We start from the raw sequence: 20,960 nt of genomic DNA, 5'->3' as shown, positions 1-20,960 counted from the left end.
CAAACTTCAATTAGATGGTTATGGTAAAGACTTCATGAATAGATGTGATGTTTCCGTATATATTGTTCCCTTTGATTCCCTAATCCTAACTCTTGGGGTTTTGATTCTAAAAAGGTATCCGTAACCAACGAATCACAACATCATAGAAACGATCGCGCCATGAAGGAGTACGCCAATTTTTTCCTTGATATTGTTCCACTAACTGGCGTCCTAAGGGAGTGAGGCGAAAACTATCTGTAATCCCTTGTCCATCGACTTCTCGCCGCAATACACCCACTTGAATTAGCCAGCCCAAGGCGTTATCACAGGCTAATTCTGACAAAGGACGCTTAGTATAGCCCTGCTGAAGTCCATTTTCTAGAGCGATCGCAGTTAATGACACACTCTGGTGTCTCATCACTTCAAATAAAGATACATTAAAGGGTGAACACACTAGCGATCGCTCGGCTCTTTCTACTGTGCTTTGAGGATAGACAAAAATATTTGGGTTTTGGGAATCAACAACAGGCATTGTGTATGGGTAGAAATTTTTATTTTCAAAAAGATTAATTGAAGAATATATTTTTTATTGCAACAAATACCCCATTAAACCAAAATTAGTTACCTAAAGTATAGTTATGCTATTTTTTAGTAATTATTATAATCATTATAAATTAATGTAAAATTTCAAGTGCATCAACAATCTGAAACAGGAAAGGTTAATTATGCCTCTAGCAGTTGGTACGGATGCACCTGCATTTACCGCCAAAGATACAAACGGCAACACAGTCTCTTTATCTGATTTTGCCGGAAAGACAGTGGTTTTGTATTTTTACCCCAAAGATGACACGCCAGGTTGCACCAAACAAGCCTGTAGTTTTCGGGATGCCCAACCTGAATATCAAGGCAAAGATATTGTAGTTTTGGGAGTTAGTGCAGATGATGAAGTCTCCCATCAGGCATTCACCCAAAAATATAATTTGAATTTTCCCCTACTGGCAGACAGCGATAAATCCCTCATCAAAGCTTTCGATGTGGATGGCGGTGGTTATGCCAAGCGCGTCACTTACGTAATTGACCCCAACGGCAAAATTACCCATGTTGACGCTAGTGTAAATACTACCACCCATGCTAGCGATGTTTTAGCTGCACTTGGCCTGTAGTTTTTGACGTAATCGATCAATTAAGGATTTTTTAAATATCTCAACCCCAAGCCTCTAGAGGCTTGGGGTTCTTTGTTTGACTTCAGTTACCTGATGGCGGTGTAACCAATAGCGGCGTAGTTGATGGTAGTGTAGGCGAACTGGGGTTTGCTTGCCGTTGTTGACCTTGAATTAATTTTTGTTGCCTTGCTTTAAAGGCTGCTGCGGCTGAGTTTAGTTCTTCGTTCTGTTGGTCAGAATTCCAGTTGAGAGTCCCGAAATTCGCCCGATGAATCAGATCAAACATATTGAAATTGTCTGAGTTGGAACGGGAGAAAGGATCGGTATTTTGGTCTGTGGTACTATTACTGGGAAAAGCATCCGTTGGGCTGCTGATTTGAGCGGAACTGGGTTGAGCCATCAGCAAGGAAGCAAAGCTAATCCCTGCTGCCGTAGCTACAAACAGTCTAGTAATTTGTAAAAATGGTTTTTTCATGGGGTTTCTACCCTAAAATTTATCTATTTTATCTCTTTAAGCAAGAGTCCGACGCAGTTGGGGTTGAATACTTACTAAGGCAACTAGGGCAAAGCCAAACAACACCAGCAACGCTCCCCCAAAGGTAACATTGCCCCAAGGAGCCTGCATCACTACACTACCTAATTCCCAATTACTGTGGAAATAGAGATAGCGAATTGGCTCGATCGCATAGCTAAGAGGATTCAGGGTGGCGATAATCTGTAACCACTGAGGCATGAAAGATAGAGGTGCTAAAGCAGTACTCGCAAACAATAATGGTAGGTTAGTGACAAAAATCACTGCAATCAATTCAATGTGTCCGGGTAGAGCGAAAGCTAAACCGAGAGAGATGGCTGTTACACCCAAAGCTAAGAGCAAGACAATAAGAGCGATCGCACTTAAACCCGCAACATCTGGTAGTCCAGCCCCTAAGAATGCTGCTGCTGCAACAATTACGGCTGCTTGCAACAAACTTTGGCTGATAATGAAGATTGCTGAAGCAAAGACAATAGAAAACCGTGATGCTAATGGTGCTACCAGCAAACGATTCAAAAAGCCGAACTCACGGTCAAACATCACGGGTAAACCAGCATTCAGCGCCCCAGCAAAGGCTGTAAACACAATGATGCCAGCAGCCAAAAATTGACCGTAATTTGTTGTATTGCCAAATATACCTTTGGGAGCATTTTGGAACAAAGCACCAAATAGCACTAACCACATTACTGGTTGAATAATTCCAGCAACTAAAGATGAGGGCCGGCGTTGCAACTGAATAAACAAGCGACGAGTTAAAGCCAACGTCTCTTGTACCAATTCACCGAAAAAGTTAGGCGCAGTATTAGCATCTGCTTGCGGCGATGCTAACGGCTGCCAATTGATATCAGATTTAGGAGTAACGCTCATGATTGGGGATTGGGGATTAGGGGTTGGGGATTAGGGATTGGGGATTAGGGATTGGGGATTAGGTTATCTCTTTCCCAGTCCCCAGTACCCAGCCCCTATCTCATATTCTGCTTTTTCTCAGCTTTGGGATCGCGGGTGGCGACAGCTGCCAGTTCTGCATCCAACAAGGTGCGTCCTGTGGCAGCAAGGTAAACGTCATCAAGGCTAGGGCGAGATTGGGCGATGCCAAATATGGGCAAGCCAGAGGTTGTTAGCGCTTGCTGTATGTTAATCAAAACATCGTTCTGAGGTGTCACCACTAAGTTAAGGGAATTACCTTGAGCGCTGTTGATGATTACTTCTTGGACAAAGGGCAAAGATTTCAGGAGGTTTTTGGCTTTTTCAGCCTCCTCAATGGGGGAAAATTCGCGGATTCGCAAGGTGATGCGATCGCCCCCGACTTGATCTTTCAATTGTGAAGGTGTACCACTGGCAATCACAACGCCGCGATCTATAATTGCCACGCGATCGGCTAGAGCGTCAATTTCTTCTAAGTAATGGCTGGTAATTACTACCGTCGTCCCAGAGGCGCGTAATTTTCTCAAGAAATCCCATACCACAAAACGGGTTTCTATATCAAGCCCTACAGTTGGCTCATCCAACACCAAAACATCTGGTGCATGGAGCAACCCAGCAGCCAAGTCTAGGCGCTTGCGTAAACCGCCAGAGTAGGTTCCTGTCTTTTTATTGGCGTATTCTTGCAAACCGAGTAAATCTAATACCGTCTCAATACGCTGTTTGGCTACTGCTTTTGGGAGGTGATAAAGTGCTGCTTGCAATTGCAGCAGTTCTTTTCCAGTCAGCACCTTATCTATAGCGACTTCCTGAGCTACATAGCCTAGTCGTTGTCTTGCCACTCTCGGATTATCTAACACAGAAATGCCAGATACTTCGATTTTGCCAGCATCAGGTGTGGTCAGCGTACACAAGGTACGCAAGGTAGTAGTTTTCCCAGCACCGTTGGGGCCAAGTAAACCAAAGATTTCTCCTGGTTCTACCTGAAAGGAAACATCTTGGACGGCAACCACTGTGCCGTAGCGCTTTTGCAAATTTTGAATGAAAACGGCGGGAGCCATGACAGCTGATCCCCAACTATACAAATCTCAATAAAGTCTATCCTTATTGTAGAAGGTAGGGAGTAAGGAAATAACGCATGAGCGAAAATCTCTAAATAAATTCGCGTCATGCGCTATGCTGCCAAAAATTTCTAGCTATTTTAAGCAAGTTATTGGATTGCGTTTGTAGCGAAACAAACCAAATGCTACAGCAATTAATCCTAAACCTGAAAGATTTGTCGGCTCTGGAACCTGAGTATGAGTAGGAGGCGTAGGCGGAGTGTAGTACTTAGTTGGGACATCTGGCAGATCGCCATTAAACAGATAGTTGTGAGATTCGCCATTTCCTGTTAATGAAGCTACTATCACATTGCCGTTAACTTGACCGTTATTGAAATTGAAATTAGCCAAAGGTGCAAGAATACTCCCTAGTATGCTAATCCCACTGGCAGTTATGTTTGTCGCTTCATAGAAGTTGTAGATCACCTTTTGTTTATCTGTGCCAAGGATATTGAACCCAAAGTTTTGCAGCGACACATCCTTACCGCTGATATTGACAACAATAGTTGAATTTGCATCCCCCTTAATTTCAAAATAGTTTGTTTTGGAGACATCTGATCCGGCAACATTAAAAACATTTAAAGCAGTACCACTACCACTAAGGTTAATAGCACCCCAAGATTGAACAGTTGTTTTACTAGTAGGGGTTAAGGTTGCCAAATATTGAGATAGTCCTCGTAGTTGTTTCCCTGCTTCATTAAAATCGATGGGATTACCCTTGGTGAAAGTTCCCTGTGGAAATCCTTCATTGCTAGACACATTGGCACTGCCTCCGTAGACAGCATTACCGTGGTAGACTTGACCGTTGCTTAGAGTTAAGTTTTTTCCAGCTACTACTACGTTGCCGCTATTGCCAGAAAGTCTGCTTCCAAGTCCGCCCACGAAATTCACATTACCGCCAGCAGCAAGTTTTCCTTCAATATCTGTATATTTTTGAGTTATATCTCCCAAAACAAATACATTGTAATCAGAGGCAGCACCTAACTCAACTGCATTCGCTCTTGCTGAGAAACCCAGCGCCAGAGTGACTACAATCGGAGTTGCTACTAATCTCCAAACATAATAGATTTTCGATTTCATCTTTTGTTTTAGTAATCATCAATACGATCCTATGGGTATAAATCAAAGATGGCATTAGTTTGCTGCTATTTTCATTGAAGTTTCATAGCTAGTATAATTAATATGTATTTTTACTTATTATCTCCTTGGAACTGTATATTTGCTGTTCCCTAAGTTAGTGTAATTTTTATCAAAAATAATTCACTAGTTAGGATTTAGGATGTTATTTCACAACTTTCAAAGTTTTGAGGCTAATATCATTGCAACCGCTGATAAATCCCCCCATAGTCTGGATTTGTTGTAGGTATTGCAGGACAGATTTGGTGATGACTTCTCCCGGCATTAGCATAGGAATTCCTGGGGGATAGGGACAGATGATTTCGGCACAGATGCGTTTATTAGTTTGTGACAAAGGTAATGTTTCACTAACTGCAAAAAAAGCTTCGCGGGGAGAAAGTTGTAAAGCATAACTCGGTATTTTATCCAGATTTTGCCAAACTTGGTTTTGAACTGTTAAATCAGTTCGGTGATATTCTTGAGCGAGGGTGGTAAAACTTTGGACTAATTGCTCAATATCGGCTGAGGTATTACCCAAACTAATGATAAAGGTGAGATGTTGCAGTGAGGCGAATTCAGCAGTAACACCTAATTTTTCATCCAAAATTTCATCTGCTTCAAATCCGGTTAAGCCTAAAGCCGAAACTGTGACAGTTAGTCGTGTTTTATCTAAAGCCACAAAGTCAGGAGATTCCCCCAAGGGAGGCATTTCTAAAATTGATAATCCAGGAATTTGACTGATTCTGGTTCTAGCTTCGTCAGCAAGTTGTAAGGTGCGAGACATCAGCGTTTTTCCGTGGAGTGCCATTTGCTGACGTGCTGCATCTAAGGAAGCTAAAAGTAAATAACTAGGACTGGTAGATTGTACGAGTTGCAAAGCTTTACTGATGCGATCGCTATCTATCCTATTACCTTGGATATGCAGCATTGATGCTTGTGTCATTGCACCAAGTACCTTGTGGATGGATTGTACAGCTAAATCCGCACCTGCCGCTAAAGCTGGAGTTGGTAATTCGGGATGAAAAGTAAAGTGTGCGCCGTGTGCCTCATCTACAAGTAGAGGGATATTATATTGATGTGTGATGTTGGCGATCGCCTTCAAATCTCCGCAAACACCGTAATATGTTGGATAAACTACCAACACTGCTTTCGCATCTGGATGCTGTTGGAGTGCAGATTGCACAGCATTGGGTGTAATACCGTGGGCAATATCTAAAACTGGGTCATATTCAGGATTGAGAAAAATTGGTATTGCACCAGAGAGAATTAAACCTGCGATCGCCGAAGAATGCACATTTCGAGGCAGAATAATTTTATCGCCTGTACCACAGGTAGCGAGAATTGCCGCTTCAATCCCACAGGTAGAACCATTGACAAGGAACCATGTTTGCGAAGCGCCAAAGGCCTCAGATGCAAGTTGTTGGGCTTTTTGAATCACGCCTTGGGGTGCAAAAAGATTATCTAAATCTGCTAATTCAGTTAAATCAGCGCGAAAGACAGCTTTGCCAAGTAAGTCAGCCAAGGGTTGAGAAATTCCCTCACCTAGTTTATGTCCTGGAGTGTAAAAAGGCGCATGAGGTCTTGCTGCATTGGCTTTTAAGGCATCTAATAAGGGTGTTTGGTTTTGATTGAGCATTAAAATAATTCGTAATTCGTAATTAAAAAAACAAACTGTAAATTTGGTCAATAGTTTAAGGTAGATTGAACATTACCTGATAGAAACGGAATCAGGCTGCGGACAATATGGGAAACTACTACTAAAAATCCTTATCTACGTTTGATTAATTACATCTTAGTTTTACATTATGATTTGGCAATTGCCTAATGCACAGCATAGAGTAATAATTACGAATTACGAATTATTCACATGAGGCCTTATCATCAAATCCCAATTTTCGAGTGTGGTGAACCGCTAATCAAGATTCCTTTAGAATTATTTGCGGTGGAATTTCCCCACCCTTATGAAAAATTAGGTGCGCCTTATGGCGATCGCTCTCCTTATTATCTCCGTCAAAGCGTGATCGAAAATTTGCTCCAAGCGCAAAATTATCTTAATATTCTGTATCCTAACTGGCATATCCAAATCTTTGACGCCTATCGCCCGATCGCAGTTCAGCAGTTTATGGTAGATTACAGCTTCGCCCAAGCAGTCCAGGATAGGGGACTGACTGAGGTGGAGTTGTTACCAAACCAACGTCAAGAAATTTGGGAAGCAGTTTATGAAATTTGGGCTGTACCGAGTTTGGATGAAAAAACTCCGCCTCCTCACAGTACTGGTGGGGCGGTAGATGTAACGCTGGTAGATGATGCTGGGAAAATAGTGAATATGGGTTCGCCAATTGATGAAATGTCAGAGCGATCGCATCCCAATTATTATGCCAATAGCGACGACTCAGAAGCACAAAAGTATCATACTTCCCGTCAGTTATTGCGAGATGTAATGTTAAAAGCCTGCTTTCAACGCAATCCTAGAGAATGGTGGCATTTTTCTATCGGCGATCAAATGTGGGCTTGGCTGAATAATCAATCCAATCCAGCCAATCCTGTCGCAGCACGTTATGGACGGCTTATATAGATGCGTTATCACAAAAGAATTCAGGAGTCAGAATTCAGAATGGGCTAAACGCCCCGCTACCGCTAACAGAATTGAATTGGAGTCTGACTGGCAGACTTGTTCAATCTAATGCTGAATAAATGGTGAAACTAAATGCTGAATCTTTATTGCGGAATCCATAAGGAATAAATAAGCGTTCATCCCACACTTTCTTCTTCTGACTACTGAATACTTCTTCAAGCATCTTGAGGATTTAACTCTCTTAACTCGTCGGTAGTGTAAGTACCAATGGGAGTCCAAACTAGATAGGGAAGGAGTAACAGCGCCGCCATTAGAGAAATCGGTAAAACGCAGATTGCCAGGACAACGGCTAAAATTAAACCCATTAGCCCAAGAATTTCCCCAATTTTGAGACTGCGAAATCTCAACATTAGAGGTATGTAGGCGATGGTGATAATTTCTACCACGAGATACAAAGCCATTAATAGCCAAGTAATTAGGCTTCCAGGATTTTTTTGCCAGACAATAGTAGCTGAAGCTGTACCACCAATAAAAATCACAGTCCAGATAAACGGAATCAGCGGTTCAAAAACTAGCCAGCGAGGGCGACTTAAATGTGCAAACCATTTAACATCACGCGGCGTAATCAAGAAACTCCCAAGAGCAATGAAGAAGGTTACAGCCCCAATTATTATCCAAGATGGAATCATAATGCACTCAAGTTTTGTGTATTTTGTCAAGTCATACACTGCAAGTTTGACAATTTAGGCTATATGTTTAATCATTCTCTGGGGCGATTCTTAGGCATCTTGAGGATTGAGACTGATCATCTGCCAAGTGGTATAAGTACCAATGGGACTCCAGAGCAAATAAGGAACTAGTAATAGTGCTGCCCAACCAGAAAAACCTAAGACTGCAAGTATCAATAAAGCACTGATGATCAAACCTGTGCCACCGAGAATTGTGCCCACTTTCAGACTGCGAAGCTTAAACATGACAGGCGTATAAGCAATCGTGACAATTTCTAATAGCAGATATAAAGCCATAATTAACCAGGTTGAAGTGCTTCCTGGGTCTTTTTCCCAGACAATATAAGCTGACCAAGCACCACAAATAAATATTACAGTCCAGATAATTGGAATTGCACCCTCAAAAGTTAGCCATCTTGGTCGTTGTAAACGCTTGAACCATTGGCGATCGCTAGGCGTAATCACGTTCGCGGCTAAAGCAACCAAGAAAGCCACACCCCCAATCACCATCCAAGATTTAATCATGCCCGTTAGTCCTTTACAAGCGCTATCTATCGCTTAATATCACTCTTTATAGTGTGATTTTGTCAATTTAATTGCTAATTACTCATCATCCCTGAGTTTGAAACCTTGATATCGTTTGGCAGGATTTTAAATTATGGGCATTGGGTAGAAGCTGAAAGGTTAGGCGATCGCTACTGGTTTGGAGGCGATCGCACCGCGATTACAGTGAAGTTTGTACCATACTAAGTGCAGCTTTGCATAAGTTCGTAACTTTTTTAAACGCAGAGGAACACAGAGGTAAACGCATAGGCGCTTCGCCTTCCCGCAGGGTAGGTACGCAGAGCAATCTTTATGAGCCGACTGTGATAGTGTAAGACAACACAAAAGGCTTGAAACTAGCTCCAGATTTAGGATTACCGCTTAATTCCAATTCATAAGTTCCTACTTTGGGAAATACAATCTCGGCTCCGGGAATGCTTTTATATTGCTTGGTTGACACATTATGTAAAGTTGGCTTTAGCAATGGGGTATCAGTTTCGTTGTGAGGTTGAGGGTAGACAGCTAACTGACAGTTACATTGGGTTAGGGGAATTAATTGCCCGCCTTTACGGGTGAGGACAATCCAAGCATGAGCGGTTTTGCCAGCTTGAGGATTGTCATGGGGTTCAATATGCAGCATTCCGCCCACATCTTTTGATACCTTTTCTGTGTGGGCCTTAACTGGTGTAGCTATCAAAACCGAAATCAATAATAGCCATCCCAAATTCTTCTCTAAGGTAAAGTGGAACATAGAGTTTCTAAGAGTAAGTGAAGTAAAGCAGGTTGACTGGGGAAAGGCAATTAAAGGAAAATTCCAAGATTTTTGATGCTATTTTTCCACCAGTGTTTAGGAGAAAGATTTTAAAAGAAAAGAATAGTTGCGTCAAAAGACAGTCTGTCAAACTTTACCCGAAAATTCCTTACCAACTACTAAGGCTCAACCCCGACGAAAAGCTAGTTGACTCCTAAACTTCTACCTTAAAGACAAATTAGCTTATTACTTATGATAGTTACCATAATTCACTTGGATGAGTGAAAGTAATAAGAATGATGAGCGAGAGTAAATATACTTAGTAGCTGAGGTTCAAAGCATGGACTCGACAGGTAAAGTTCAAATTGTGGACTCGTCCTGGCACGTTCCACTACCGCTGAAAGAGTATGCAATGAGCCGAGTAACTGTCTACTTTTATAGCGACAGATGGGTTCCAATTAAATATTGTTCTTTGGAAAAGGCGATTTTGCTTCACCAAAAGGCAAATTTAGAAGGCAAGGAAATTTTACTATTTCCAGATCATCTAGACCCTAATCAATTCTCAAACTCTTTTAATGAAAATGCTTTGAGGTAGACTATTTTTCCAAATTCTTGGCGACAAATTAATCGAATTAATCGGTTATAGAGGCATACATATATTATATGTATGCCTCTACTTGTAAAGTTTAATTTATATATAATCAAACCAACCCAGAACGCAATGCAACGACTGCTGCTTGCACGCGATCATCTACTGCTAATTTATTCATAATCCCTCGGACATGAGTTTTAATGGTGTTGGGACTGAGATAGAGTTTTTCGGCAATCTCTGGGTTACTCAACCCGTCTACCATGAGTTTCAACACTTCTAATTCGCGTCCAGATAAATTAGCTGTGTTGGTAGTGGGTGAAGGTGGTTTGAGATTATCAATTACTCGCCGCGCAATTTGGGGATCGAGATAGGCTGCACCATCAACTGCGGCTGCGATCGCACTTAACAATCTTTCTACACTTGCACCTTTGATACAATAGGCATCTGCACCGCTAGATAGTGCCGCAATAATTTCTGTCTCTGTTTGATGAGATGTCAGCATAACTACATGAGTTGCTGGCAGCGCCGCCTTAATTTGCTGTGTCGCCGCAATGCCATCCAATCGTGGCAATCCAATATCCATAACTACCAAATCGGGTTTCAGTTGCAGTGCGGCTTGAACTCCCAAATAACCATCTTCAGCTTGTCCAACAATCTCCAACTGAGGATGAGCCATTAACGATTGCTCTAATCCCAATTGCATCATTGGATCATCTTCAACAATTAACACCCGCAACGGCGGAGCATTGGCGGGTAAGTTTAAGGGATAGGGAGTATCTAAAGACATTTTTATTTATTAAGAGTCATTTGTTCTTTGTCATTAGTCATTAGTCCTTTGCCTTTTTGACCAATGACTAATGACCAATGACTAATTTATTCTTCGACGCGATAGCCTAACTCTGCTAAACTGATTCGCGACTGTCGCCATTTTGGCTGAACTTTCACAAACAATTCTAGGTAAACTTTACCAGCGATTAACTTTTGAATTTGTTCGCGAGCTTCACTACCAATTGCTTTGAGCATTGCTCCACCTTTGCCAATGAGTATGCCTTTTTGAGAATCACGCTCGACGTTGATCGTAGCAAGTACACGAGTAATGCTGGGAGTTTCTTCTACTAGGTCAATAGCGATCGCTACTGAATGGGGTACTTCTTCACGAGTCAACAATAAAATTTGTTCTCGGATTAATTCACCCATAATAAACCGCTCTGGTTGGTCAGTTACTAAGTCTGGGGGATAATATAATGGCCCAAGTTCTAAATGTTCAATTAATAATTCTTGCAGTTGCGGTAATCCTGCACTCGTCTTGGCAGAAAATTTCACGATTTCCCATTCATGAGATTGGGCCATCTGAGCGTAACTATCATCTAAATACTGAGAATCGTCCGGTTGTTGGTCGGTTTTGTTCACACCCAGAATTACTGGTGTTTTGCTGCGACTGAGCAATTCAGCAATATAGCGATCGCCTGCTCCACACGCCACCGCTCCATCTACTACAAATAGCACGACATCTACTGATTCAATGGCAATTTTGGCATTTTGCACCAATACTTCGCCCAATTGATGATGAGGCTTATGAATTCCTGGCGTATCTACAAATATTAACTGTGCCTCTGGCGTCGTTAATATACCGCGCAAACGATTACGTGTAGTTTGTGCTACTGGTGAGGTAATGGCAATTTTTTGTCCTACTAATTGATTCATTAGAGTAGATTTACCGACATTTGGACGACCAACAATGCCGATAAAACCTGATTTGAATTCAGGAGGAGCTTGAGGGATTGTTACTTCTCCTGGAAAAGAGAAAGTGTAATTATCAATACTAGTCACCTTTGGCTCCACCCTCATATTTTATAGCTGGGATAACTTGGTTTTTTCTTAGACACAAAACAAGCATAAAATTACCCTGGCATTTTTAGGGATTTTTTTGCCGAGGTTTAATCTACTACTGGCTCTACACTTATATTTTACAGCTGAGACAACTTTGTTTTGTTTTTAGACACAAAACAAACATAAGATTACTTTGGCATTTATCAAGAAGGACTTTTGCGTGATACCAAAGCACATTTATCTTATTTTGTCAAGATAATTTGAGGTGTCTAAAGCAATTGTCCTTTCCGTCCTGCTCAAATTAAAGCTTCCATCGCTTGTTGTAAATCATTCGTCACATCAGCAACAGCTTGTCTAGCAGCCAAACGATTTTCTTGATATTTCGGGTAACGTTCCGAAATAGATATAGGTTCGCCTATAGTTATTTTTACTTTTTGCTTACCCAATTGTGGACGCTGCACAGCTTTATTCCCTTTTATTTTAGCAATCATTTGCCATAAAATTAGAGTCGTCTCAGCAAACCTTTCTACCGTTGGATTTTCGCGAATATAATTACCAGAAACAGCTACAAAACTTTCTACTAAACGCATGTGCCACATCCGTGCATTCGCTTCTTCTGCAACGCGATCGCCTAAAGCTCTTTCGACAGCAGACACTCCTTTTACATCTTTAAATTCTTCTCTAAATATATAATTCCAACCTGCTTGTTCTACTCGCCGACAGCGATCACTTAAATTACCTTTTGACTGCAAATCAAAAAACTGTTCTGATATTAACAATGCTGCATTCAGCAAAGCTTGTAGACGAACTGCTAACGCTTCATTCCTATCAGGAATTTGCCCATTGATAATCTTGGGATCTGGCAATTTTTGATGATAAAACCGGGTATAAAATTCTTCCATGAGCAAAAGTAAATGTTCTGCCAAAGTCAACAACCGGGGATAAAGTGATTCTACCGAAGCCTGTTCTGGTGGATTTGCAGGTAAACCACTAGCCGCCTCTAATTCACTTAAAAGATTAGCGATCGCATCCCAAGGAGCATCAACGTAACTATATTTAATCCCAACTGGTACAATTAAAACCTGTTCGAGGCGTTCAGCTTTGTGCAAATCTTCAGCACACCAGAAGCCTAATTGGGCAATACCAGGTTCTAGCGGACTAATATTCTCTGATAAACCATTGGTAGCACCTTCAGGCGCAGCTGCCATCGGGAATTTACCATTGGCGAACAAGTCACGCGCCGAACGTAACCCTGTCCAGTCAGCTTTACCCCGTTGAATCGGAGTACCACCTAAATGAGAAGCAATCCAGCCAACGTGAGAACCTGCCCAGAGAGGAATGCCGCGATCGTAGATAAAATGAGCGTGAATCGGAAATTGTAGCGTTGTACCTTGCGATCGCGCTGTCTTTGGTACGAGTTGAGACAGCAAGTAACCTAAACAAAGTGGATCGTCTGTTTTCGGATGGCGAAATGCCAGCATAAAACGGATCTTACCCTCCTGAAACTGGCGATAGAGATCCACCAGAACTTCTACGTTATCTGCTTCAATTTGGGTAATAGATGTTTGCCAGTTTATCCAACTGGGTAGCAATAGATTGACGACTCGTAGCAATAAAGGGTTAAACGCCGGAGGAATAAATTCTAAGGGTGCTTGTGCTTGATAAATTACATCTGCCAAGGTAGTTTCTCCTAAAGATGCCGTGATTTCTTTTAAGCTATCTTAGCTGCTGTAAGATACCCTGACGATTGAAGTTGCAGTCACACACGACAAAAAATGAAGCGTACCTACGCAGACTTATAGAGTATTTTTTTACCCACCTCACAAAATCGCATTGCTCCCCCATGCCAATTGCACCCCTGCACCTATATATTCGTGCATTTTGGAACGCAACATTTCCAAATCATCTGTTGCCGATCTTAATTCAATGACAAAATCGGGTGCAATGGGGGGAAATTTCCGTCTTTGTTCAGGTGTAAGTGCTTGCCAACGTTCTCGTTGAATCCAAGCTGCATCTGGAGAACGGTCAGCACCATTAGGTAATTTGAATATAGTAGAAGAACTGAAAGTGTAACCGAGTCCAGTTTGCCGATTCCAGATTCCCAGATCGATAATTAAATCTGCTTCTCGATTACCGCTTTCACCTCCAACGGGGGAGATGATGATTAATTCTCCCTTGGCAGTGCGTTCTAATTTCAATTCGCGGTTATTTTAACATAAGTGATAAAATTGTTCGTCACTAAAATGAACGGTGTCTAGTTTTAATGTCAAAAGACTCATAACCTAGACCTAGATTAAATAGGTGCAAAAATCATATCACAATACAGTTCATAATGAGCAACAAAACACTTGTAGAGACGGCGATTTACGCCTCGCAAAAACCCAAAATTGTTGCCAGTAGACCTTAACCCAAGCGTATTGGTTTATAAACAAATTAGAGATTCAGGAAAGGGAGTAAACGATGCGACTTTCACAAATGTTATTTGTTACACTGCGGGATGATCCGGCTGATGCTGAGATTCCTAGCCATAAATTATTACTCCGTGCAGGCTACATTCGTCGCATCGGTAGCGGTATTTATGCTTATTTACCTTTGATGTGGCGGGTATTGCAAAAAGTTTCCCAGATTGTGCGCGAAGAAATGAACGCTACAGGCGCACAAGAATGTCTCTTACCACAATTACAACCGGCTGATTTATGGAAGGAATCGGGACGCTGGGACACTTACACCAAAGCTGAGGGAATTATGTTTTCCCTAATTGACCGCCGCGAGCAACAATTAGGATTAGGCCCAACTCATGAAGAAGTAATCACAGTGATCGCTCGTGATATGATTCGCTCTTATCGCCAGCTACCATTACATCTCTACCAAATTCAAACCAAATTCCGCGATGAAATTCGTCCCCGCTTTGGTTTAATGCGCGGACGTGAGTTTATCATGAAGGACGGCTACTCCTTCCATACCGATGAAGCCAGCCTTAAAGAAACTTACCAGGATATGTATAAAGCGTACAGCAATATCCTGCGACGTTCTGGTTTAGCTTTTCGGGCAGTGGAAGCTGATTCTGGTGCAATTGGTGGTTCTGGTTCCACAGAATTTATGATTTTAGCGGAAGCTGGCGAAGACGAAGTTCTCTACACTGAGGATGGTAAATACGCCGCTAACGTAGAAAAGGCTGTTTCTTTACCAATTGACGCCGAAACCTCACGGTTTACAACCTACGAAAAACGCGATACACCTGGAACAGAAACCATTGAAAAAGTCTGTCAATTCCTCAACTCTTCTCCCACTCAATTAGTTAAAAATGTCCTTTATCAGACAGTTTATGATAATGGTATAACAGTGTTAGTTTTGGTGAGCATCCGAGGCGATCAGGAAGTTAATGAAGTCAAATTACAAAATGAATTGACCAAAGTAGCTTCTGAATATGGTGCTAAAACTATTATTAGTTTGAATGTACCAAATGTAGAAGCACAGCAAGCATGGACAGCGAAATCTCTACCTTTAGGCTACATTGCGCCAGATATCGCAGATGAGTATATTACCGCCAATAAACAGATCCATCCCAAGTTTTTGCGTTTGGTTGATCAAACAGCCGTTGATTTAAAAAACTTTGTGACAGGTGCGAATGAAGCTGGTTATCACGTAGTTGGTGCTAACTGGAGTGAGCAATTTAAGTTGCCAACTAGTATAGTAGATATACGCAAAGCAAGACCAGGCGATCGCGCCATCCACAACCCAGAACAAACTCTTGCAAGTGCCCGTGGAATTGAAGCAGGTCACATCTTCCAATTAGGCACTAAATATTCCCAAGCGATGGGTGCAACTTATACCAACGAACAGGGTGAAGAAAAGCCGCTATTTATGGGTTGTTTTGGTGTAGGCGTATCGCGTTTAGCGCAAGCGGCCGTCGAGCAATCTTACGATAAAGATGGGATTATTTGGCCAGTTGCGATCGCACCCTACCACGCGATCGTCACAATTCCCAACATTAAGGATGCTCAACAAATCGAAATCGCGCAAAAACTTTACACAGAACTCAATCAAGCGGGAATTGAAACCCTACTAGATGATAGAGATGAACGGGCGGGAGTGAAATTTAAAGATGCGGACTTGATTGGCATACCTTATAGAATTGTAACCGGACGCGCGATCGCTAATGGCAAAGTTGAAGTTGTAGAAAGAGCCACCCGTAAATCCCAAGAAATAGTCATTGATGAAGTGACAACAACACTTAAACAGTGGATTACAGAAGCAATAGGGCATAAGGCATAAGTATGGAGAAGAGACAAGGAAGAGGGGGGAGACAAGGGAGATACTTGTTCAACGAAGAGGCAGGGGGCAGGGAGCGGGGGGAATGACCCCTGACTCCTGCCGTGTAGCGGAGCGGAACATGGGTCTGAGTACCGCACTTCTCCACCAGTGGTTCTCGTACTCTGCGGGAAGCTAAGGCAACAGGTGGGGTTGAATCCCCATCTGAACTATCCCCCTTGCTCCCCGCTCCCTGCACAAGAGCCTCTTTTTCAATAATTTCCCCTTGTCTTCCTTCTCCCCTTGTCCCCAACTTCTAACTCCTAACTCTTAACTTTTCACTCTCGACCCCCCAAAATTTACATAATTTGGTAGGTGACGGATTAGAAATAAAAATTCTAGAATTGAATTAAGGACTTGCATAATCAAAAGGCATCAAGTCTCCTCTAGATTGTGGGAAACTCTCTACTTGTAAGTATCGTCTTTAACCAGGCTGCTCCTCACATAACTACCATATCAGCCCTCAGTTAGGAAGGTTTTGAACATGAAAGACCAACAAGGATCTAATCGTATTTCTTCAGGCGTAATTGCAGCTGTGTCAGCAGTGGTTGTAGCGGTGGGTGGTGGTGTAGCTTGGTTTACCACACAATCCAACAATACTCCTACACCGTCAAACCCCTCTAGCCGCATTGAACAGCCAGTACAGCCATCAACTAGACAGCCAGCTAATGAGCAAACCCCTAACGTTTACTGGCTAAGACCAAAAGACAAAAATGTTACTTTGGTTCCCCAGCCTGTTAAAGTCGCTTCTATTCGGCCCAACCAGCCTTTAGAAGCAGCTTTCCAAAGTTTGTTAGCAGGCCCAACAGAAGGGACAGATTCAACAACCATCCCTAAAGGAACCAAGCTATTGGGGCTGAAGGCAGAAAATAATGAAGTTCACGTTAATTTATCTGAAGATTTTACTAGCGGAGGCGGTAGCACCTCAATGATGGGCCGCGTGGGACAAGTTGTTTACACTGCAACAACTTTAAATCCCAAAGCCAAGGTGTACATTGACGTGAACGGCAAACCGTTGGATGTTTTAGGCGGTGAGGGTGTAGAGATACAACAACCGCTAACTCGTGAACAGTTTCAAAAAGATTATCCACTTTAGTCATTGGTCATTGGTCATTGGTCATTGGTCATTAGTTTTTCACAACTGACAAAGGACAAAGGACAAATGACCTAACGTTTGCTATTTAATACACGAAAATTACGGGCTTGCTGCTCCAACCTTGTGGCTAGGCGATCGCAAACCCGATTACACAACTCAAAAATCATTTGATCTTCCACCCGGTAATAGGCGCAAGTTCCTTCACTGCGGCGGCTAAGGATACCTGCTTGCCACATTACCTTCAGGTGTTTTGACACATTTGCCTGAGAAGTCTGTGTTGCCTCTACCAACTCTTGCACGCATTTTTCTTCATCCCGCAATAAGTGTAGCAGCCGTAGGCGCATTGGCTCACTTAACAGGCTGAAGTATTCAGCTACTTGTTGCACCACTTCTGGTGGTAAAGGCAACGTTTGTTTCATCAGGGTTAACCCGCAAGGAAAGAAAATTTTAACAATGATTCACATCATATATACATTAATACTTAATCGGGGTTAATTCGCATCAAAGGTTGACCATATTCTACAGCGTCGCCATTTTGGAGAAGAATTTCCATCACCTGTCCAGAGACTTCGGCTTCGATTTCATTCATCAGCTTCATAGCTTCAATGATACAGACTGTTTGACCCTTGCGGACGCGATCGCCCACTTCCACAAATGCCGCTTCCCCAGGTGCAGGAGCGCGATAAAACGTTCCTACCATTGGGGAAGGCACTTCTACTAATCTTTGGTCAAGGGTTGAGGGAGGACTTACTGACAACTGCAATTGTGTGCCAGTACCAGTATTCTCAAACACACGAGATGTGGACACCTCCGTTACCTGACTTCCGCTCACCTGGTTTCCCCCAGATGAACCTGATGTCAAGCCTGAACCTACCACACCGCCTAAAGTCCCTTGACCTACCGACAACATCTGATTGCTAATGCTCACAGCCTTACGGACTGTTAGCTCAAAGTCATCACTTTTGAGCGTGACTTCTGCAATATCTGTTTGTGCGATAGTTGCCAGAAGTTGGCGGATTTCATTAAAGTCCAATGGCACAGTTTTTATTACCTCGACCTATCCGTAAATTAGCATTTTAAGTGTGGCAGGGGATTAATCCCTATGTAGGGATTTAAATCGGGACTTGCATCTCCGTAGAGATGAAAGTTATTCCCTGCTGATATATTTATCTTCCTGGGTATCAACTTTGATGCGTTCTCCTTGGGAAATAAACAAAGGAACCATCACAACTGCACCAGTTTCTAGAGTTGCTGGTTTTGAGCCACCTGTGGCGGTGTCACCTTTTAAACCTGGATCTGTTTGGACAATTTCTAGAACCACAGACTTAGGCAATTCTACTCCTAGCACCTGGTCGCCCCATTTTATAACTTCGGCTTCCATACCTTCCTTAAGGTATTTGACGCGATCGCCAATTTGTGCCTTAGTCAATCTGCCTTCTTCATAAGTTTCCATATCCATAAAGACAAACTCATCGCCTTCTTTATAGGTATGCTGCATCGTGCTTTTTTCTAGAGTGGCTTGCGGCACTGTTTCCCCTGCGCGGAACGTTTTTTCCATCACGCTCCCACTCTGGACATTTTTTAGCTTAGTTCGTACAAAGGCGGAACCTTTGCCTGGCTTGACGTGTAGGAATTCAAGCACTCGCCATACAGACCCATCCAATACAATTGAAACACCGGGTCGAAAGTCGTTACTGGAGATCATGAAACTTTCAAATTTTGGAAGACAATCGGCATTTATTGTACCCTTCTAGGGTCGTCATTGGGCATTTGTCATTAGTCATTAGTCATTTGTCATTAGTAATTCTCCTCTGCCCTAGACCTATGCTCCACTCATCACCTAACGTGGGAAGATTATTGATGGGTTACGTCCAGTCAACAATTCACTGCTGCATTTGAGTTATCCCATGCTTAACTTATTAAAATCCTGGCTGAAGAACAGCCTAATGGCAATACTGCTGGTAACAATATTTTTAGGCATAACTACAGCTGGGTGGACTCCCTCCAGTAGCGCCGCACTGCCAGCCGGCAATGCAATTACCGACGGAAAGGCTTTGTTGCGGTATGCACTCCCGATAGATAACAAACCTGTGCGGCAACTACAGGGCAGTTTAGAGGACATCTCTGCCCAACTGCGGGCGAATCGGCGTTGGGGTGCTATTTCCAAAGACATCAGCCAAGCATCCCGCATTCTCGATAAACCTTTCCAAATCTTAACAAGCGTTCCCGCAGAACGCCAACCCCAAGCCGAAGCTTGGATTACCGAGTTGAAATCTGGGGTGGGTAAATTGCAAGAATTGGCGAACAGCAAAGATAAAGAACAAATATTGCAAGAGAGAAGCAAACTTTTGAATCTCGTGACTCAGCTAGAAGAGTCAATGGTGAAACAATTCCCCTTTGAAGTGCCTGCTGAATATAGTAATTTGCCGCAACTTAAAGGTCATGCCACTGTAGAAATCAAAACCAACAAAGGCGATTTGTCCCTTGTCGTAGACGGTTACAGCGCTCCTGTAACTGCTGGTAATTTTGTAGATTTGGTACAGAGGGGTTTTTATAATGGTTTAGAATTTACCCGTTCTGAAGAATCTTACTTTCTCCAAACTGGAGATCCAGCAGGTAAAGATGTGGGTTTCATTGACCCAAAAACGGGTAAATATCGCGCTATTCCCTTAGAAGTCTTAGTTCAAGGAGATAAAGCACCTACTTATGGCATTACTTTAGAAGAAGCTGGTCGTTACGTTGATATGCCAGTTCTACCTTTTTCTGCCTTTGGTGCAGTAGTGATGGCTCGTCCTGAAAGTGAAGTAAATGGTGGTTCATCACAATTCTTCTTCTTTTTGTTTGAACCAGAACTGACCCCAGCTGGACGCAACCTGTTAGATGGTCGCTATGCCGTTTTTGGCTATCTCACCGAAGGTAAAGAAGTTTTGGATAAACTGAAGGCTGGTGACAAAATCGAATCAGCAAAAGTGGTTCAGGGAATAGAAAATCTGGTTGAGCCACAAGCTGCATAAGAGAGGGCAGGGGAAGCAGGGGGAGATGAGGGGGATGAGGGAGAATAATTACTAACTCCTAACTCCTAACTATTAACTTCTAACTCCCCTGATTCAGATTTCCGGCGGTGAATATCTGCTCAACTGCGATCGCTATTTCTGGAAAAGTCCGCGATCCAATTTTCTGATCGCCAGTAAACACCGTCTCTTCGTAAAATCCTTCTTCTAGCCACAACACAGAAATCTTTTCTTTTAATGGGTCTACAATCCAATATTCTGGCACTTCAACCGCCGCATATTCAGACCGCTTATAACGATAGTCCCGATTGATAGAATCTGGACTGACTACCTCTACAATTAATAATGATGGTGATTCAAAGACTGCTGATACATTGATCAATTCTCTTGCTTGCTCCTGCGTCACCACAGACAAGTCAGTTAACCTAGACTTATTTTTACCCGTCCTCGTCCCAGTTTCCCGAAAAGTTAACCAAGGTAAACTCAAGCGCTGAATTTCCGCATCCAGCATCTGCTCAAGAAATTTAGTAATCAAGAAATGCTCAATCGTTGGGGGATTCATTAATTCCAGCCTGCCATCTACTAGCTCATAGTGAAAACCACTGCCATCATCATAATTTAAGTACTCTTCAAATGTGAGCTTTGTTACTGGTGTAGAGACCATTCCAACATCTCCCGAGACGATACATTTATCGTAACTTGGGGGAGTGGG

At 42.6% G+C, this 20,960-nt stretch carries 22 protein-coding genes and 1 pseudogene; 5 read left to right on the top strand and 18 right to left on the bottom strand.

Going from position 1 to position 20,960, the window contains the following annotated elements; translation table 11 throughout:
* Positions 1-106: 106 nt before the first annotated feature.
* Positions 107-511, bottom strand: coding sequence for an Npun_F0494 family protein (locus tag V7L07_RS32000; RefSeq protein ID WP_335063512.1), 405 nt, complete (start codon positions 509-511; stop codon positions 107-109).
* 193 nt (positions 512-704) lie between these two features.
* Between V7L07_RS32000 and V7L07_RS31995 the strand changes: the two genes are divergently transcribed.
* A complete protein-coding gene (locus V7L07_RS31995; protein WP_335063510.1) occupies positions 705-1,142 on the top strand; it encodes a peroxiredoxin in 438 nt (145 codons plus the stop codon).
* 82 nt (positions 1,143-1,224) lie between these two features.
* Here V7L07_RS31995 and V7L07_RS31990 read toward each other — a convergent pair whose 3' ends face one another.
* The 5 genes from V7L07_RS31990 to V7L07_RS31970 all read right to left on the bottom strand — a co-directional run bounded on the left by V7L07_RS31990 (position 1,225) and on the right by V7L07_RS31970 (position 6,447).
* Positions 1,225-1,617 (bottom strand): hypothetical protein, encoded by a 393-nt coding sequence (locus tag V7L07_RS31990; protein ID WP_335063508.1) that lies wholly within the window; start codon positions 1,615-1,617, stop codon positions 1,225-1,227.
* A 36-nt stretch (positions 1,618-1,653) separates the two neighbouring features.
* Positions 1,654-2,541, bottom strand: a complete 888-nt coding sequence (locus tag V7L07_RS31985; protein ID WP_335063506.1) for an ABC transporter permease — start codon at positions 2,539-2,541, stop codon at positions 1,654-1,656.
* Between the two features lie 95 nt (positions 2,542-2,636).
* Positions 2,637-3,656 carry an ABC transporter ATP-binding protein gene (locus tag V7L07_RS31980; protein WP_335063504.1) on the bottom strand — a complete coding sequence of 340 codons (1,020 nt, stop codon included), beginning with the start codon at positions 3,654-3,656 and terminating at the stop codon, positions 2,637-2,639.
* A 135-nt stretch (positions 3,657-3,791) separates the two neighbouring features.
* Complete coding sequence (locus tag V7L07_RS31975) at positions 3,792-4,775, bottom strand: choice-of-anchor A family protein (RefSeq protein ID WP_335063502.1); 984 nt, start codon at positions 4,773-4,775, stop codon at positions 3,792-3,794.
* A 202-nt stretch (positions 4,776-4,977) separates the two neighbouring features.
* A complete protein-coding gene (locus V7L07_RS31970; RefSeq protein WP_335063500.1) occupies positions 4,978-6,447 on the bottom strand; it encodes an aminotransferase class I/II-fold pyridoxal phosphate-dependent enzyme in 1,470 nt (489 codons plus the stop codon).
* A 231-nt stretch (positions 6,448-6,678) separates the two neighbouring features.
* Between V7L07_RS31970 and V7L07_RS31965 the strand changes: the two genes are divergently transcribed.
* The gene (locus V7L07_RS31965; RefSeq protein ID WP_335063498.1) at positions 6,679-7,386 is read left to right on the top strand and encodes a M15 family metallopeptidase; all 708 of its coding nucleotides are present in this window, start codon (positions 6,679-6,681) and stop codon (positions 7,384-7,386) included.
* Positions 7,387-7,486: 100 nt separating this feature from the next.
* Here the strand turns inward: V7L07_RS31965 and V7L07_RS31960 are convergent, their stop codons facing one another.
* The 8 genes and pseudogenes from V7L07_RS31960 to V7L07_RS31925 all read right to left on the bottom strand — a co-directional run.
* Positions 7,487-7,609, bottom strand: coding sequence for a hypothetical protein (locus V7L07_RS31960; RefSeq protein WP_335063497.1), 123 nt, complete (start codon positions 7,607-7,609; stop codon positions 7,487-7,489).
* Entirely contained in the window at positions 7,602-8,075 is a 474-nt protein-coding gene (locus tag V7L07_RS31955) for a TspO/MBR family protein (RefSeq protein WP_335063495.1), read from the bottom strand. Before V7L07_RS31955 ends, V7L07_RS31960 begins: the two co-directional genes overlap by 8 nt.
* 90 nt (positions 8,076-8,165) lie before the next feature.
* Positions 8,166-8,639, bottom strand: a complete 474-nt coding sequence (locus tag V7L07_RS31950; protein WP_179067027.1) for a TspO/MBR family protein — start codon at positions 8,637-8,639, stop codon at positions 8,166-8,168.
* 328 nt (positions 8,640-8,967) lie between these two features.
* Positions 8,968-9,408 (bottom strand): hypothetical protein, encoded by a 441-nt coding sequence (locus V7L07_RS31945; RefSeq protein WP_335063493.1) that lies wholly within the window; start codon positions 9,406-9,408, stop codon positions 8,968-8,970.
* Positions 9,409-10,109: 701 nt separating this feature from the next.
* Positions 10,110-10,787 (bottom strand): response regulator, encoded by a 678-nt coding sequence (locus tag V7L07_RS31940; protein ID WP_179067025.1) that lies wholly within the window; start codon positions 10,785-10,787, stop codon positions 10,110-10,112.
* 86 nt (positions 10,788-10,873) lie between these two features.
* Positions 10,874-11,848: a GTPase Era gene (gene era, locus V7L07_RS31935; RefSeq protein WP_335063491.1), complete on the bottom strand. Its 975-nt coding sequence runs from the start codon at positions 11,846-11,848 to the stop codon at positions 10,874-10,876.
* 278 nt (positions 11,849-12,126) lie between these two features.
* On the bottom strand, positions 12,127-13,509 hold the full coding sequence (locus V7L07_RS31930) for a 1-acyl-sn-glycerol-3-phosphate acyltransferase (RefSeq protein WP_335063489.1): 1,383 nt from the start codon (positions 13,507-13,509) through the stop codon (positions 12,127-12,129).
* Between the two features lie 162 nt (positions 13,510-13,671).
* A pseudogene (locus V7L07_RS31925) lies at positions 13,672-14,109 on the bottom strand (Uma2 family endonuclease); the annotation flags it as partial.
* A 181-nt stretch (positions 14,110-14,290) separates the two neighbouring features.
* Here V7L07_RS31925 and V7L07_RS31920 point away from each other — a divergent pair.
* Both V7L07_RS31920 and V7L07_RS31915 read left to right on the top strand, forming a co-directional pair.
* Positions 14,291-16,105, top strand: a complete 1,815-nt coding sequence (locus tag V7L07_RS31920; RefSeq protein ID WP_335063487.1) for a proline--tRNA ligase — start codon at positions 14,291-14,293, stop codon at positions 16,103-16,105.
* Positions 16,106-16,625: 520 nt separating this feature from the next.
* A complete protein-coding gene (locus V7L07_RS31915) occupies positions 16,626-17,237 on the top strand; it encodes a GerMN domain-containing protein (protein ID WP_335063486.1) in 612 nt (203 codons plus the stop codon).
* A gap of 71 nt (positions 17,238-17,308) precedes the next feature.
* On the opposite strand, the gene V7L07_RS31910 is transcribed toward V7L07_RS31915, so the two are convergent.
* The 3 genes from V7L07_RS31910 to efp form a co-directional block, all read right to left on the bottom strand.
* Complete coding sequence (locus V7L07_RS31910) at positions 17,309-17,656, bottom strand: ArsR/SmtB family transcription factor (RefSeq protein ID WP_094349905.1); 348 nt, start codon at positions 17,654-17,656, stop codon at positions 17,309-17,311.
* Between the two features lie 62 nt (positions 17,657-17,718).
* Positions 17,719-18,276 (bottom strand): acetyl-CoA carboxylase biotin carboxyl carrier protein, encoded by a 558-nt coding sequence (gene accB / locus V7L07_RS31905; RefSeq protein ID WP_335063484.1) that lies wholly within the window; start codon positions 18,274-18,276, stop codon positions 17,719-17,721.
* Between the two features lie 108 nt (positions 18,277-18,384).
* Positions 18,385-18,942 carry an elongation factor P gene (efp, locus tag V7L07_RS31900; RefSeq protein ID WP_335063482.1) on the bottom strand — a complete coding sequence of 186 codons (558 nt, stop codon included), beginning with the start codon at positions 18,940-18,942 and terminating at the stop codon, positions 18,385-18,387.
* A gap of 202 nt (positions 18,943-19,144) precedes the next feature.
* Between efp and V7L07_RS31895 the strand changes: the two genes are divergently transcribed.
* On the top strand, positions 19,145-20,251 hold the full coding sequence (locus V7L07_RS31895; RefSeq protein WP_335063481.1) for a peptidylprolyl isomerase: 1,107 nt from the start codon (positions 19,145-19,147) through the stop codon (positions 20,249-20,251).
* Between the two features lie 79 nt (positions 20,252-20,330).
* On the opposite strand, the gene V7L07_RS31890 is transcribed toward V7L07_RS31895, so the two are convergent.
* Positions 20,331-20,912, bottom strand: coding sequence for a Uma2 family endonuclease (locus V7L07_RS31890; protein WP_335063479.1), 582 nt, complete (start codon positions 20,910-20,912; stop codon positions 20,331-20,333).
* Between the last annotated feature and the right edge of the window lie 48 nt (positions 20,913-20,960).

Source organism: Nostoc sp., from assembly GCF_036916985.1.
In the GTDB taxonomy this organism is placed as follows: Bacteria; Cyanobacteriota; Cyanobacteriia; order Cyanobacteriales; family Nostocaceae; genus Nostoc.
The sequence above is the reverse complement of the archived record's forward strand: the minus strand, read 5'-3'. Positions and strand labels throughout refer to the sequence as shown.